The 15,710-nt window shown below is 56.6% G+C and carries 14 protein-coding genes; 6 read left to right on the plus strand and 8 right to left on the minus strand.

The window, feature by feature from the left end; all coding sequences use genetic code 11:
* Positions 1-85: 85 nt before the first annotated feature.
* From nei to C5523_RS19455, 7 genes are all read right to left on the minus strand, one after another.
* The gene (gene nei, locus C5523_RS19425) at positions 86-877 is read right to left on the minus strand and encodes an endonuclease VIII (protein WP_108701790.1); all 792 of its coding nucleotides are present in this window, start codon (positions 875-877) and stop codon (positions 86-88) included.
* Positions 878-889: 12 nt separating this feature from the next.
* The gene (pxpA, locus tag C5523_RS19430) at positions 890-1,630 is read right to left on the minus strand and encodes a 5-oxoprolinase subunit PxpA (protein WP_108701791.1); all 741 of its coding nucleotides are present in this window, start codon (positions 1,628-1,630) and stop codon (positions 890-892) included.
* On the minus strand, positions 1,620-2,552 hold the full coding sequence (pxpC, locus tag C5523_RS19435) for a 5-oxoprolinase subunit PxpC (RefSeq protein ID WP_108701792.1): 933 nt from the start codon (positions 2,550-2,552) through the stop codon (positions 1,620-1,622). Before pxpC ends, pxpA begins: the two co-directional genes overlap by 11 nt.
* Positions 2,546-3,202, minus strand: coding sequence for a 5-oxoprolinase subunit PxpB (pxpB, locus tag C5523_RS19440; RefSeq protein WP_108701793.1), 657 nt, complete (start codon positions 3,200-3,202; stop codon positions 2,546-2,548). The genes pxpC and pxpB overlap by 7 nt, the downstream gene beginning before the upstream one ends.
* Positions 3,203-3,213: 11 nt before the next feature.
* Entirely contained in the window at positions 3,214-3,963 is a 750-nt protein-coding gene (locus C5523_RS19445) for a type 2 GTP cyclohydrolase I (protein ID WP_071193848.1), read from the minus strand.
* Positions 3,964-3,974: 11 nt separating this feature from the next.
* Positions 3,975-5,393, minus strand: coding sequence for a deoxyribodipyrimidine photo-lyase (gene phrB / locus C5523_RS19450; RefSeq protein ID WP_103245810.1), 1,419 nt, complete (start codon positions 5,391-5,393; stop codon positions 3,975-3,977).
* Between the two features lie 282 nt (positions 5,394-5,675).
* The gene (locus tag C5523_RS19455; RefSeq protein WP_041852092.1) at positions 5,676-5,882 is read right to left on the minus strand and encodes a YbfA family protein; all 207 of its coding nucleotides are present in this window, start codon (positions 5,880-5,882) and stop codon (positions 5,676-5,678) included.
* 344 nt (positions 5,883-6,226) lie between these two features.
* Here C5523_RS19455 and kdpF point away from each other — a divergent pair, with 344 nt between their 5' ends.
* Genes kdpF through kdpE form a run of 6 tightly spaced genes read left to right on the plus strand, consistent with a single transcriptional unit; the run spans position 6,227 to position 14,018 of the window.
* Positions 6,227-6,316 (plus strand): K(+)-transporting ATPase subunit F, encoded by a 90-nt coding sequence (kdpF, locus tag C5523_RS19460; RefSeq protein WP_041852093.1) that lies wholly within the window; start codon positions 6,227-6,229, stop codon positions 6,314-6,316.
* A complete protein-coding gene (gene kdpA, locus C5523_RS19465; protein WP_108701794.1) occupies positions 6,316-7,995 on the plus strand; it encodes a potassium-transporting ATPase subunit KdpA in 1,680 nt (559 codons plus the stop codon). The genes kdpF and kdpA overlap by 1 nt, the downstream gene beginning before the upstream one ends.
* 17 nt (positions 7,996-8,012) lie before the next feature.
* Entirely contained in the window at positions 8,013-10,061 is a 2,049-nt protein-coding gene (gene kdpB / locus C5523_RS19470) for a potassium-transporting ATPase subunit KdpB (RefSeq protein WP_108701795.1), read from the plus strand.
* A 13-nt stretch (positions 10,062-10,074) separates the two neighbouring features.
* On the plus strand, positions 10,075-10,653 hold the full coding sequence (gene kdpC, locus C5523_RS19475; protein ID WP_108701796.1) for a potassium-transporting ATPase subunit KdpC: 579 nt from the start codon (positions 10,075-10,077) through the stop codon (positions 10,651-10,653).
* Between the two features lie 3 nt (positions 10,654-10,656).
* The gene (gene kdpD / locus C5523_RS19480; RefSeq protein ID WP_108701797.1) at positions 10,657-13,344 is read left to right on the plus strand and encodes a two-component system sensor histidine kinase KdpD; all 2,688 of its coding nucleotides are present in this window, start codon (positions 10,657-10,659) and stop codon (positions 13,342-13,344) included.
* Positions 13,341-14,018, plus strand: a complete 678-nt coding sequence (gene kdpE, locus C5523_RS19485) for a two-component system response regulator KdpE (RefSeq protein ID WP_108701798.1) — start codon at positions 13,341-13,343, stop codon at positions 14,016-14,018. Before kdpD ends, kdpE begins: the two co-directional genes overlap by 4 nt.
* 35 nt (positions 14,019-14,053) lie before the next feature.
* Here kdpE and pgm read toward each other — a convergent pair whose 3' ends face one another.
* Positions 14,054-15,694 carry a phosphoglucomutase (alpha-D-glucose-1,6-bisphosphate-dependent) gene (gene pgm / locus C5523_RS19490; RefSeq protein ID WP_041852099.1) on the minus strand — a complete coding sequence of 547 codons (1,641 nt, stop codon included), beginning with the start codon at positions 15,692-15,694 and terminating at the stop codon, positions 14,054-14,056.
* Between the last annotated feature and the right edge of the window lie 16 nt (positions 15,695-15,710).

The raw sequence follows: 15,710 nt of genomic DNA on the forward strand, positions 1-15,710 counted from the left end.
AAAAACCCGCTGCGGCGGGTTTTTTATTGGCTGCCGTCTGGCGGCAAAGAATTAACGCCAAAACCAGTGGCCCGGCTAAGCAGAATTACTTCTGACACCCCGGACACCCATAAAACGGACGCGAAGAGAGCGTCGATTTTTCGATTATCCCCCCGCAGCGCTCGCAGACCTGCCCGGCCCGGTGAAAAACGTTAAAGCGAAATAGCGCCCCGTGATGGTGGTTTTCATCCACCCTGCCGCGCGTCTGGTAGGAAAGGCGCGGAATGTCGAGCAGCGCCTGGGCCAGCGTGTCGAGCTGGGCCTCATTGAGATCAATCGCTTTATGCTGCGGCGCAAGGGCGGCATGCCACAGGATTTCCACGCGCAAGTAGTTCCCCAGTCCGGCGAGAAACGCCTGATCAAGCAGCAAACCGGAAAACTGGCGACGACAAAACCGGGGAGATAATAACCGCGATTTGACCTGTTCGACGGTCAGTGACATATCCAGCACATCCGGTCCTACGCGCTGTAAAAAAGGATGAACGGCCAGTTCGTCGGCGGTCAGTATCTCGATGTCAGAGGCACTATAGAGCAAAATGGCTTTGTCTTTCGCCGCCAGCCGTACACGCAGCACGCGGTTGGTTTCTGTCACCTCTCCCACTTCAACCACCCGCCAGACGCCGTACAACTGGTTGTGGCTGTACATCGTCATGCCATTGGAAAAGTGGGTCAGCAACGCTTTACCCCGGGTTTCAATGCGTTCAACGCACTCGCCAACCAGCGTCGGCGCGAAAGAGTGAAGATGGGGAAAGGCAAACCAGACATCCGTGAGCGGTTTACCTTTGATGGCCACTTCAAGACTGTCTGCTGCACGGCGAATTTCAGGACCTTCTGGCATTACAACATCCTTTTAATTTTCTGCACTCACAACAACACCATACTGCTCGAATGCTTCACGCAGGCGACGGGCAAATGCCAGCGCATGTTCACCGTCGCCATGCAGGCAGACGGTTTGCGCACGCAGCGCAACATCACGCCCGTTGATGCTTTTAACATTACCGGATAAGACCATCCCCAGCGTTTGCGTCAGCGCGGCCTCGTCATCGGTAATCAGTGCCCCCGGCTGTGAACGTGGCACCAGCGTGCCATCGTCCAGATAACCGCGATCGGCAAACACTTCCTCGCGCGTGGTAAGTTGAAGGTGTTTTGCGGCGCGAATAAGCTCACTGCCCGCAAGACCGACCAGAATCAACGCCGGGTCACAGTCGCGCACCGCGCGGGCGATAGCTTCCGCCAGCATGGGATCGACGGCGGCCTGGTTATACAGCATGCCGTGCGGTTTGACATGAACCATACGCCCCCCTTCGGCACGCACAATCGCCGCCAGCGCGCCGCACTGGTAAAGCGTCTGCGCGTAGACGGTCTGTGGGGGTAATTGCATCGCCGTGCGGCCAAAATTCTCCCGGTCAGGAAAGCTCGGGTGTGCCCCCACCGCCACGCCATTTTTCAACGCCTCCTGCACACATTCGCGCATGGTTTGCGCATCGCCCGCATGAAAGCCACAGGCGATATTCGCTGAGGAGACCAGTTGCAGGAGCGCGGCATCATTGCCGCACCCTTCCCCCAGATCGGCGTTTAAATCAATTTTCATTACGCAGCCGCCACGACAGTTGTTCCAGGTAACGTTGCTGATCCTGGCGCGCCGCCAGCGCCTCTTCCAGCGTACAGGGAACAAAATGGATAGGATGCCCAAGAGGGATCTGCGCCAGATGGTACATGTCGGCCTCGATAATGCAGGCGATCCGTGGGTAACCGCCCGTTGTCTGAGCATCATTCATTAACACGATGGGTTGCCCATTCGGCGGCACCTGTACCACGCCGGGTAAAAGCCCGTGCGACACCAGCTCGCGATCGGTGGCACGTATTAACTTATGGCCCTGCAAACGGTATCCCATACGGTTACTTTGCGGGTCGAGATGCCATGGCACGCGCCAGAAGGCCTCCTGCGAGTGCTGATCAAACTCCCGATACTCCGGCCCTGGCAGTGCGCGAATGCGGTTGCCCCAAAGCAACTGCTTCACCCCTTGTGGCCCCTTAAAGTTCTGCGTAACAGCCCGCAACGGGATTTCGTCGCCATCACGCAGTAAGCGGCCTTCCAGCCCACCTAGCCCGGTTTTTAAATCCGTACTGCAGGAGCCCAGGACTTCCGGCACGTTCAGTCCACCGGCTACGGCCAGATAACTGCGCATGCCGTGCTGCGGCCGTTTCAGTACCAGCTTTTGCCCAGCCTGGGCCGGGTAGCGCCAGCCCGTCCAGACAGCTTTGCCGTCGAGTTTGGCTTCACAACCCGCGCCCGTCAGCGCAAACCACGTCGCTTCGTTAAACTGCACTTCACACTGACCGAGCGTTATCTCAAGGCCCGGGGCATCGCCGTCGTTACCGACCAGCGCGTTGGCGATGTGCAGCGCCGGGCCATCCAGCGCGCCACAATAGCTGACGCCGGATTGCCGCAGCCCCACACGTTTACCTGCCTGGATTGTGGTGTAGATACCCGCACGAAGAATTTTTAGCATATGCCCTCCTTACGCGGGATAAACCGCAGTGTGTCACCGGGGCGAAGCAATACAGGTTCTGAAAGCGACGGGTTAAACAGCGGCAGTTCGGTGCGGCCAATCAGGTTCCAGCCGCCCGGCGTTTCGAGCGGATAGATCCCCGTTTGCGCCCCGCCAATGGCAACAGATCCGACAGGCACACGCACGCGAGGTTCGGCGCGACGCGGCGTGGCGAGGTTTTCGGGCAGACCGCCCAGATACGGGAAGCCCGGCTGGAATCCTAAAAACCACACCACATAATCAATGGAAGAGTGCAACTCAACGACCTGTTTCTGCGTCAGCCCGGTATGGCGCGCCACATCAGGCAGATCCGGCCCGGCTTCGCCGCCATAAATGACCGGGATATCGATTGTGCGCGATTCAGGCTCCAGCGCTTCGCTCTCTTCCCACCAGCGCTGTAAACGCTCAATGGCATCCAGCGCCAGGGTTTGCGGATCGCGCAATACCACAGTGATGTTATTCATTCCAGGAATAGCTTCAACCACATCGGGCACATCCGCCAGACGCTGCGTTAAGCGCCAGATACGTTTTTGCGTCGCCAATGTGACGGGAGGCTCCAGCTCCAGCACCACCGCCGTTTCACCTAACAGATAACAACGTGCTCTCTGCACTGTCCCGCTCCTTATGCCGGATTCGGAATATCAATAAATGTCACGTCCAGATCGGTATTCTCCGTCAGCCATTCGCTCAGTGCACGAATACCGCCGCGCTCGGTGGCATGATGACCTGCCGCGTAAAAATGCAGGTTCTGCTCACGCGCCGAGTGAATGGTTTGCTCAGAGACTTCTCCGGTAATAAACGCGTCAACGCCAAAACGGGCAGCGTTATCGATAAAGCCTTGACCACCGCCGGTGCACCAGGCGACGCGCTTAATCAGCTCGGGCCCGGTATCACCGCTCCACAGCGGCCTGCGCCCAAGACGCGCTTCAATCCAGGATGCCAGTTCCAGCCCCGGTACCGGCATTGCCAGTTCGCCCCACGGCAGCAGCGCATCACCGTCAACGGTGCCCATCACCGTGATCCCCAGCAGCGAGGCCAACTGGACGTTATTGCCCAGCTCCGGGTGCGCATCCAGCGGCAGATGCCAGCCGTAGAGGTTGATATCATTCGCCAGCAGCGTTTTCAGGCGATTGCGCTTCATGCCACGAACGATCGCCGGTTCGTTTTTCCAGAAATAACCATGGTGCACAATCACCGCGTCGGCTTCCTGGCGTACCGCTTCATCAAGCAATGCCTGGCTTGCCGTTACACCGGTGATGATTTTTTTAACGGTTTCGCGTCCCTCAACCTGTAGGCCATTCGGACCGTAATCGCTGAACGCCGCACTGTTGAGTTTTTCGTTGATCAGTTTTTCCAGTTCGGTATTTTTCATCGTCACTCTCTTTACGGTTTACGGGCGGCTTCATAGGCCGCAAGCGTCGCAGCCCGTGCCTGTTTGTGTTCCACTATCGGGCGCGGATAATTGAGAGAAATGCCTCTTTTATCCGCCCATGTCCAGGGGTCGTGAATCGCCTTACCCGGCACAGCAGCAAGTTCAGGGATCCACCGCCGAATAAATTCGCCATCGCTATCAAACCGTTCCCCCTGAGTCGTAGGGTTAAAAATACGGAAATAAGGTGCGGCATCTGTCCCTGTCGACGCCGCCCACTGCCAGCCGCCGTTATTCGCAGCCAGGTCACCATCGACAAGTTGCGTCATAAAATAACGCTCGCCCAAACGCCAGTCGAGCAAGAGATCTTTGACCAGAAAGCTGGCAACGATCATCCGCAAGCGGTTATGCATCCAGCCAGTGCTCTTCAACTGCCGCATGGCCGCATCCACAATCGGATAACCCGTTCTCCCCTCCTCCCAGGCGCGAAGCTGCTCCGGATGGTCTTTCCATTGCACCTTATCCGTCCACGAAATGAAAGGACGATGCTTACATAAATCAGGATGATAAGTCATCAAATGGCGATAAAACTCCCGCCAGATCAGCTCGTTTAACCATGCGGATCCAGCGCCGCCGTTCAAGGCATCGGGCTGCTCGGCCAGCAGACGACGCAAACATTGTCGCGGCGAAAGAACCCCTAACGCCAGGCAGGCAGAAAGGCGGCTGGTGCCTTCAATTGCAGGAAAATCCCGCTGTTGCTCGTAAGCGGCGGCGTGCTGCTGGCAAAAAGCGCGCAGGCGTTGAATTGCCGTTTTTTCATCCACCGCAAACAGGGTTGAATCAAATTCTTCTTGCGGATAATCGAACGTCAATGTCGCAAGCGGCCCGTCTAATGCGCCCCCTGTCCGAACATCTGGTGCGCCAACGCATGCGGGTAGCTCATCTTTCAGCCGCCGCAAAAAGGCGTTTTTATAGGGTGTAAAGACTTTGTACATTTCATGATTGCCGGTCACAACGCTGCCTGGCGCCAGCATTACGCTGTCATCAAATCCCTGGCAGGCGACATCGACAAGCGCCTTTTCCACCGCCGCGTCACGCTGGCGTTCGTTCACTTCGTACTGGTAGTTATAGAAAAGATGGCTGACCTTTTCTTCAGCGCACACCGCCGCCACGGTATCAACACTGGCGGCAAAATCGTCCACTTCCCGGTAAATTAACGGAATGCCTCTCTCCGCCAGTGCCTGCTGGAGCGCGTTGAGGTGAGTGGCGAGAAATGCAGCCTGCCGTGGGGCCATCGCATGTTTTTTCCACTGTCCCGGCGTGGCAATAAACAGGGCTTTGACACTGGCGTCGCGATGATTACAGGCGGCAGCGAGGGCATAATTATCATGTACGCGCAAATCCGCGCGAAACCAGACCAGATGGGTGGTCATAACTCTCCAGGTAACAGATATCCGTCAGAAAATGTCGATAGTGTGTTAAAGGAAGGTTGCGAGTGCAAGCAGAGCTTACGCCTCAAAACAACAGCGTGGGTTAAGTGTAGCGGGTGAATGTAACGCGCCAGCAGGATGACGCACATAATCTGACGAATGAACATGCATCGCCCTGCACAGGATTCACGACTTTCACCGATGGGTTGCGGCTCCTGTAAAGGTAAAAAAAACCGCTACGTCAAAAACGTAGCGGTTTTTTTATTGCTGAGTGTAATCAATTGATCAATAAAAATCGCAGGTTACTTTTTCGGCCTGAGCCATCCAAACCGGTTTATCGCTGGTTTTAGCCCAGACGCGATGCAGATAGCTGTAAAAACGTGCGCGGTCTTTCCAGAACATCATTACCGGCAATGCCAGTACGCCAGCCAGCACGGCGAAAATGCGACGCATCAGGACGATATGAACTGGAAATGTTTTATATACGGTCATAATTCTCTCCCCTTTGTTGGCCGGTAACATTCACCGGAAAAATGTTCCCCCATGACAGAGATCCTTGACGGATCCTGTGGGGCGCATCTGAATCTGGTTAAAATAGTACCGTTTTGTTTGTAATTTTACTACTCATCCGACCACTTTTTTTTGCCATTTCTGGCGTTATTTACATTCACGCCGTAATTAAGTTACATAAAAGTTAAATTAATACTAACCATTAGTTAAAATATGGTTTTATTCATTTTTATATTTTTTTTACACCCGCCCGTCTGATTTTTGCGAAATCTTTGCACGCAAAATCCTACCCTCACTGCAATCCCTAAAACACCTGGAGGTGGATTGTGAGTGCAGGCGTCGTAACCGGCATCGTGCTGGTTTTCCTGTTGTTGGGCTATCTGGTCTATGCCCTGATTAACGCGGAGGCTTTCTGATGGCAGCCCAGGCGTTTTTACTGATTGCCAGCTTTTTACTGGTCCTGTTTATTCTTGCTCGCCCGCTCGGGACGTTACTGGCGAAGATGATCGTCGGCGCTTCCCTTCCTGGCGTATCCACTCTGGAAACCGGGCTATGGCGGATGATGGGGATTGATTCCCGCGAAATGGGCTGGTTCCAGTATCTGATGGCGATATTGTGGCTCAACATTTTCGGGCTGGTACTGCTGTTCGTCATGCTGATGTTGCAGGGCATCCTGCCTTTTAACCCGCAACAGTTCCCTGGCTTGTCATGGCATCTGGCGCTGAACACCGCCGTGAGTTTCGTGACCAACACCAACTGGCAATCCTATTCGGGTGAAACCACTCTGAGTTATTTCAGCCAGATGGTGGGGCTCACGGTACAAAACTTCCTCTCCGCCGCTACCGGTATTGCGGTCATTTTCGCCCTGATCCGCGCATTTTCTCGCCATAGCGTGACGACGCTCGGAAATGCCTGGGTCGATTTAACCCGCATTACCCTGTGGGTGCTGCTGCCACTGTCGCTGGTCCTTGCGCTGATCTTTATTCAACAAGGCGCTCTGCAAAACGTCCTGCCCTATCAGCCATTTACCTCCATTGAAGGGGCAAAACAGCTATTACCGATGGGGCCTGTTGCCTCGCAGGAAGCCATTAAAATGCTGGGAACCAACGGCGGCGGCTTCTTTAATGCCAACTCCTCGCACCCGTTTGAAAACCCTACGGCGTTAACCAACTTCCTGCAGATGCTGGCAATCTTTTTAATCCCGGCGGCGCTGTGCTTCGCCTTTGGTGATGCTGTCAGCGATCGCCGCCAGGGACACGCCATTTTGTGGGCGATGTCGATAATCTTCGTCATTTGCGTTGCCGTGGTCATGTGGGCCGAATGGCAGGGTAATCCGCACTTCCTGACATTAGGCGGTGACAGCGCCATCAATATGGAAGGGAAAGAGAGCCGCTTCGGCATTCTTGCCAGTAGCCTCTTTGCGGTCATCACCACATCCGCCTCCTGCGGTGCCGTTAACGCCATGCATGACTCCTTTACCGCGCTGGGCGGGATGGTGCCCATGTGGCTGATGCAAATCGGCGAGGTGGTGTTTGGCGGCGTGGGCTCTGGTTTATACGGCATGTTGTTGTTTGTATTGCTGGCGGTGTTTATTGCCGGGCTGATGATTGGCCGTACCCCGGAATACCTCGGCAAAAAGATCGATGTGCGCGAAATGAAAATGACCGCGCTGGCGATCCTCGTCACCCCTGCCCTTGTGTTGATTGGCACCGCGCTGGCAATGATGACCGAGGCGGGACGCAGCGGCATGCTCAACCCGGGTATCCACGGTTTTAGCGAAGTGCTGTATGCCGTCTCCTCTGCTGCGAATAACAACGGCAGTGCCTTTGCTGGCCTGAGCGCGAATACGCCGTTCTGGAACTGCCTGCTGGCGTTCTGCATGTTCATTGGTCGCTTCGGCATCATTGTGCCGGTCATGGCAATTGCCGGGTCACTGGTCAACAAGAAAATCCAGCCCGCCAGTACCGGGACGCTTCCGACGCACGGCGCGCTGTTTATCGGCCTGCTGATCGGTACCGTACTGCTGGTTGGTGCCCTGACCTTTATTCCTGCACTGGCCCTGGGTCCGGTGGCGGAATACCTCTCTTTACGCTGATTTGCGGAGTATTTGTCATGAGTCGCAAACAAATGGCCCTGCTCGAACCGACGCTGGTGCGTCAGGCGCTGATTGATTCCATTACCAAACTGAGCCCGCATATCCAGTGGCGCAATCCGGTTATGTTTATCGTCTGGATTGGCAGCGTGCTGACTACGCTGCTGGCGATTGCGATGGCGAGCGGGTATCTCGACGGCAGCGCCTGGTTTACCGGCGCGGTCAGTCTGTGGCTGTGGTTTACCGTACTGTTCGCCAACTTCGCAGAAGCGCTGGCGGAAGGTCGCAGTAAAGCGCAGGCCAACAGCCTGAAAGGAGTGAAGAAAACGGCCTTCGCCCGCAAATTACGCGCACCGCAGCATGATGCACAAATCGACCACATTCCCGCCGCTGATTTGCGTAAAGGTGACGTGGTGCTGGTGGAAGCGGGCGATATTATTCCCTGCGACGGGGAAGTCATTGAGGGCGGCGCGTCGGTGGATGAAAGCGCCATTACCGGGGAGTCCGCGCCGGTTATCCGCGAGTCCGGCGGCGATTTCGCCTCCGTGACGGGCGGTACGCGCATTCTCTCCGACTGGCTGGTGATTCAGTGTAGCGTTAACCCTGGCGAAACCTTCCTTGACCGGATGATTGCCATGGTGGAAGGCGCCCAGCGCCGTAAGACGCCCAATGAGATCGCGCTGACCATTCTGCTGGTGGCACTGACCATTGTCTTCCTGCTGGCAACCGCCACCCTGTGGCCATTCTCGGTCTACGGCGGCACGCCGGTCAGCATCACCGTTCTTGTGGCCCTGCTGGTCTGCCTGATCCCGACTACCATCGGCGGTTTGCTTTCGGCCATCGGCGTCGCCGGGATGAGCCGTATGCTCGGCGCCAATGTGATTGCCACCAGCGGGCGCGCCGTAGAAGCCGCAGGTGATGTCGACGTACTGCTGCTGGATAAAACCGGCACCATCACACTCGGTAACCGCCAGGCCTCCGAGTTCCTGCCTGCAAACGGTGTGGATGAAAAAACCCTGGCCGATGCTGCGCAACTCTCTTCGCTAGCGGATGAAACGCCGGAAGGCCGCAGCATTGTGATACTGGCAAAGCAGCGCTTTAACCTGCGTGAACGGGATGTACAAAGTCTGCAGGCGACGTTTGTCCCCTTTACCGCGCAGACCCGCATGAGTGGCATTAACGTGCAAGGGCGCATGATCCGCAAAGGCTCAGTGGATGCTATTCGTCGCCATATTGAGGCTAACAACGGCCAGTTCCCGGCTGATGTCGAGCAGCGTGTGGAACAGGTGGCACGTCTCGGGGCCACACCGCTGGTGGTGGCGGAAGGGGCTCGTGTCCTGGGGGTGATTTCACTCAAGGATATCGTCAAAGGCGGCATCAAAGAGCGTTTCGCCCAACTGCGGAAAATGGGCATCAAGACCGTCATGATCACCGGGGATAACCGTCTTACTGCCGCCGCTATCGCCGCCGAAGCCGGGGTGGATGATTTCCTGGCCGAAGCAACCCCGGAAGCAAAACTGGCGCTGATTCGCCAGTATCAGTCAGAAGGCCGTCTGGTGGCGATGACCGGGGATGGCACTAACGACGCCCCGGCACTGGCGCAGGCGGATGTTGCGGTTGCTATGAACTCCGGGACCCAGGCCGCGAAAGAGGCCGGCAACATGGTGGATCTGGACTCTAACCCCACCAAGCTGATTGAGGTGGTGCATATCGGCAAGCAGATGCTGATGACCCGTGGTTCGTTGACCACATTCAGCATCGCCAACGACGTGGCGAAATATTTTGCCATCATCCCCGCGGCCTTTGCCGCCACCTACCCGCAGCTCAATGCGCTGAATGTGATGCACCTGCACTCCCCGGCATCGGCCATTCTGAGTGCGGTTATTTTCAATGCCCTGATCATTGTCTTTTTGATCCCGCTGGCGTTGAAAGGGGTGAGCTACAAGCCGTTGACCGCCTCCGCCATGCTGCGCCGCAATCTGTGGGTTTATGGGTTGGGCGGACTGGTGGTGCCGTTTATCGGCATCAAGATTATTGACCTGCTGCTGACCCTGTTCAGCCTGGTGTAAGAGGGATAAAAAAATGGCTTTGATTCGTCCGGCATTTGTACTCTTAATTGTACTGACGTTGATTACCGGCGGGCTTTACCCGCTGGTTACTACGGCGCTGGGGCAGTGGTTATTTCAGACACAGGCCAACGGTTCGCTTATTCGTGAGGGAGACAATGGGGTTCGCGGCTCGCGCCTGATTGGGCAGAATTTCACCGCAGCGGGATATTTTCATGGCCGCCCTTCCGCCACCGCCGATGCGCCTTATAATCCGATGGCGTCCGGTGGGAGTAATCTGGCGGCCAGTAACCCGGAGCTGGATAAAGAAGTGGCTGCGCGCGTTGCCCAGTTGCGTCAGGAAAACCCACAGGCTGACGCCCGTGTGCCGGTGGAACTGATAACAACATCGGCCAGCGGTCTGGACAACAATCTGACGCCGCAGGCTGTGGAATGGCAAATCCCGCGTGTTGCCCAGGCACGCAATCTGCCCGCACAGACCGTTGCCCGGTTAGTAGAACAAAACACCACTCACCCGCTTTTCGATTTTATTGGCCAGCCGGTGGTGAATATCGTTGAACTGAATCTGGCGCTGGATGCGCTCAAGGATAAATAAGTCATGACAGACGAGCCTTTGCGCCCGGACCCCGACAGACTGCTGGAACATGCGGCGACGGATCATCGTGGCAAACTGAAAATCTTCTTCGGTGCCTGTGCTGGCGTAGGGAAGACGTTTGCCATGTTGCAGGAAGCACAGCGGCTACGGGCACAGGGGCTGGATATTCTGGTGGGCGTGGTGGAAACCCACGGGCGCAAGGAGACCGCCGCCCTGCTCAATGGGCTGGCGGTACTGCCGCCAAGGCGTATTGCCCATCGCGCTCGCCTGATTCAGGAGTTTGACCTTGACGCCGCCCTTGCGCGGCGTCCGGCATTGATACTGATGGACGAGCTGGCGCACAGCAACGCGCCTGGCTCCCGTCACCCGAAACGCTGGCAGGATGTGGAAGAACTGCTGGAAGCGGGCATCGATGTGCTGACCACCGTGAATGTGCAACATCTGGAAAGTCTGAATGATGTGGTCAGTGGCGTCACCGGCGTACAGGTGCGCGAAACAGTACCCGACCCCTTCTTTGACGCTGCGGACGAAATTGTGCTGGTCGACCTTCCGCCAGACGATTTACGCCAGCGCCTGCACGAAGGCAAAGTCTATATTGGCGGTCAGGCCGAACGCGCTATCGAGCATTTCTTTCGCAAAGGCAACCTCATCGCCTTGCGTGAACTGGCCCTGCGCCGTACAGCCGACCGCGTTGACGACCAGATGCGCGCCTGGCGCGACCGTCTTGGGGATGAAAAAGTCTGGCATACGCGCGACGCGATCCTGCTTTGTGTCGGTCACGGGACGGGGAATGAGAAGCTGATCCGCACCGCTGCCCGTCTGGCGGCAAAACTGGGCAGTGTCTGGCACGCGGTGTATGTGGAAACCCCTGCCCTGCACCGTTTGCCCGAACAACAGCGTCGGGCGATCCTCGCCTCATTACACCTGGCGCAGGAGCTGGGCGCGGAGACCGCAACCCTCTCCGATCCGGCAGAAGATAAAGCCATATTGCGCTACGCGCGTGAGCATAACCTCGGCAAAATCCTTATTGGCAGACGCAATAAACGACGCTGGTTTGGCGCTGAATCCTTTGCGGACCGGCTGGCGCGCCGCGCGCCGGATCTCGATCTGGTGATCATTGCGCCGGATGACGCCCCCGTCACACTGCCATCCCGCCCCGGCGACAGCCGTCCGTTTATGGAAAAATGGCGCGTCCAGTTAAAAGGTTGTCTGGTGGCCGTGGCTCTGTGCGCTGCCATTACACTGATTGCGATGCAGTGGCTGATAGCCTTTGATGCCGCCAACCTCGTGATGGTCTATCTGCTTGGCGTGGTGGTGGTCGCGCTGCTGTATGGCCGCTGGCCGTCAGCATTTGCCACAGTGATCAATGTCGTCAGCTTTGATCTCTTTTTTATTGCGCCGCGCGGTACACTGGCCGTTTCCGATGTGCAATATCTGCTGACGTTTGGCGTGATGCTGACGGTTGGCCTGGTGATCGGCAACCTCACCGCCGGTGTGCGCTATCAGGCGCGCGTCGCCCGCTACCGTGAACAGCGTACGCGCCATCTGTATGAGATGTCGAAAGCGCTGGCTACCGGGCGCAGTGAAGCCGATATTGCCACAACCAGCGAGGCGTTTATTCGCTCAACATTTGATGCCCGCAGTCAGGTCTTGCTGCCCGATCATTCGGGAAAACTGGTCGCCGTTACCCAGACACAGGGCATCAGCCCGTGGGATGATGCTATCGCTCGCTGGAGTTTTGATAAGGGGCAGCCGGCGGGTGCCGGTACCGATACTCTCCCCGGCGTGCCCTATCAGATTTTGCCATTAAAAAGCGCACAGAAAACACACGGTTTACTGATTGTGGAACCGGCAAACTTGCGCCTGCTGATGATCCCCGAACAGCAGCGCCTGCTGGAAACCTTTACCTTGCTGGTGGCCAGCGCGCTGGAGCGCCAGGCGCTCGCCACCAGCGAAGAGCAGGCACGCCTTGCCAGTGAACGGGAAAGCATACGCAACTCCCTGCTGGCGGCACTCTCTCACGATCTGCGCACGCCGCTTACCGTGCTGTTTGGCCAGGCTGAAATCCTGACCCTGGACCTTGCCAGCGAAGGGTCAAAACACGCGCCTCAGGCCAGCGAAATTCGTCAGCATGTGCTCAATACCACCCGGCTTGTGAACAATCTGCTGGATATGGCGCGCATTCAGTCCGGCGGTTTTAATCTTAAAAAAGAGTGGCTGACGCTGGAAGAAGTGGTGGGAAGCGCGCTGAAAACCCTCGAACCCGGTCTCGGCGAGCGCCATATTGCGCTGAACCTCCCCGACCCGCTGATGCTGGTACACGTCGATGGGCCGTTGTTTGAACGCGTACTGATTAATTTGCTGGAAAATGCCGTTAAATACGCCGGGCATAATGCGAATATCGGTATCGATGCCCGACATGATGATTCGCGGCTGACACTTGAAGTGTGGGATAACGGGCCGGGTATTCCCGCCGGGCAGGAAGAGGCGATTTTTGCTAAATTTGCACGCGGCAGCAAAGAGTCGGCAATTCCCGGCGTGGGCTTAGGGCTGGCCATCTGCGAGGCGATTGTCGAGGTGCATGGCGGGACGATTTCTGCCGCCAACCGCCCGGAAGGGGGCGCCAGTTTTTATGTTACACTGCCGCTGGAACCGCCACCGCAACTGGATGAATTAGCCGAGGATTTGTGATTAACGTTCTCATCGTTGAAGATGAACAGGCCATACGTCGTTTTCTGCGTGCTGCGCTGGAAGCCGAGGGGTTGCGCGTCTGGGAAGCCGAAACACTGCAACGCGGCCTTATCGAAGCCGCAACGCGCAAGCCGGACCTTGTGATCCTCGATTTAGGCCTGCCGGACGGTAATGGCATTGATTTCATCCGCGATCTGCGTCAGTGGAGCCAGATTCCGGTTATCGTGCTATCCGCGCGAACCGAAGAGAGCGACAAGATTGCCGCGCTGGATGCCGGGGCTGACGATTATCTGAGTAAACCCTTTGGTATCGGGGAATTGCAGGCGCGCCTGCGCGTAGCGCTGCGCCGCAATGCGGGTATGCAACAAAGCGATCCCCTGGTGAGCTTTTCAGATATTCAGGTTGATCTCGCCAACCGCCGTATTATGCGGGCGGGTGAAGAGCTGCATCTTACTCCTATCGAGTTTCGTCTGCTGGCCGTGTTACTCAATAACCACGGTAAGGTGTTGACCCAACGCCAGTTGTTAAGCCAGGTCTGGGGACCAAACGCCGTTGAGCATAGTCACTATTTACGCATCTATATGGGCCATCTTCGTCAGAAGCTGGAAGCCGATCCTGCACGTCCCCGCCATTTATTGACAGAAACCGGCATTGGCTATCGATTTATGCTGTAGAAAAGAATCAGGCCCTGAACAGGGCCTGATGAGGATTACGCGTTTTTCAGCACTTCACTGACAATTTCTACCGCTTCTTTCTCAATCAGCTTACGGTGTTCTTCACCGAGGAAGCTTTCGCAGTAAATTTTGTAGGCGTCTTCTGTACCTGACGGACGGGCTGCGAACCAGCCGTTGTCAGTCATCACTTTCAGACCACCGATAGACGCGCCGTTACCCGGTGCTGCCGTCAGACGTGCGGTGATGGGATCCCCCGCCAGCGTGCTGGCACTGACCATTTCCGGAGAGAGTTTGGACAATGCCGCTTTCTGTGCGGAGGTTGCGCTGGCACCCAGACGGTTGTAGCTCGGCGCGCCGAAACGTGCGGCCAGCTCATCGTAATGTTGCTGCGGGTTTTTACCCGTAACCGCGGTGATTTCCGCCGCCAGCAGGCACATGATGATACCGTCTTTATCGGTAGACCACGGCGTGCCGTCGAAACGCAGGAAGGAGGCCCCTGCGCTCTCTTCGCCGCCGAAGCCGAAACTGCCGTCAAACAGACCGTCAACAAACCATTTAAAGCCGACCGGCACTTCCACCAGCTTACGACCCAGGTCATTCACCACGCGGTCAATCATGGCAGAAGAGACCAGGGTTTTACCCACGGCGACATCTTTGCCCCACTGCGGACGATGCTGGAACAGGTAGTTAATCGCGACCGCCAGGTAGTGGTTCGGATTCATCAGCCCGGCTGGCGTCACGATACCGTGACGGTCATAGTCAGGGTCGTTGGCAAAGGCCAGGTCGAACTTGTCACGCAGCGCCAGCAAACCCGCCATAGCACACTCAGAGGAGCAGTCCATGCGGATCACGCCGTCTTTATCGAGGTGCATAAAGCGGAAGGTTTGATCAACCTGATCGTTAACGATAGTCAGGTCAAGCTTGTAGAACGCCGCAATACGTTTCCAGTATTCGATACCGGAACCGCCCAGCGGATCAACGCCCAGTTTCAGGCCCGCTTTTTGGATAGCCGCCATATCGACGATATCGGCCAGCCCTTCGATAAACGGCTGCACCAGATCCTGCTCTTTCACGTGACCGGATGCCAGTGCTGCATCCAGCGTAATGCGTTTCACACCTTTCAGGCCATCAGCCAGCAGCGCGTTCGCGCGATCTTCAACCACTTTGGTCACGTTAGTATCAGCCGGGCCACCGTTTGGCGGATTGTATTTGATACCGCCATCTTCCGGTGGGTTATGTGACGGGGTAATGACGATACCGTCAGCCTGCGCGCCACCTTTTTTATTGTGCACCAGAATAGCGTTGGACACCGCGGGGGTAGGCGTGAAGCCATTGTTTTCCTGCACGATCACATCAACGCCGTTCGCCGCCAGCACTTCCAGTACAGAGATAAAGGCAGGTTCAGACAGGGCGTGCGTGTCTTTACCGACATAGCACGGACCGGTAATACCGTTTTTGGCGCGCTCTTCGGCGATAGCCTGAGCAATTGCCAGAATGTGTTGTTCGTTAAAACTGTGACGCCCCGCGCTGCCGCGGTGACCTGACGTACCAAATTTTACCGCGTGCTCAGCATTGCCGATTTCTGGTTTCAGCACATAGTACTGCGCAGTAAGCTGGGCGACGTTAATCAAATCGCTCTGTTGCGCAGGTTGCCCCGCACGTTCGTGGTTAGCCATTGCCTGGTCCTTTTTA

The sequence above is a fragment of the Phytobacter sp. SCO41 genome (assembly GCF_003073275.1).
Classification (GTDB): Bacteria; Pseudomonadota; Gammaproteobacteria; order Enterobacterales; family Enterobacteriaceae; genus Phytobacter; species Phytobacter diazotrophicus.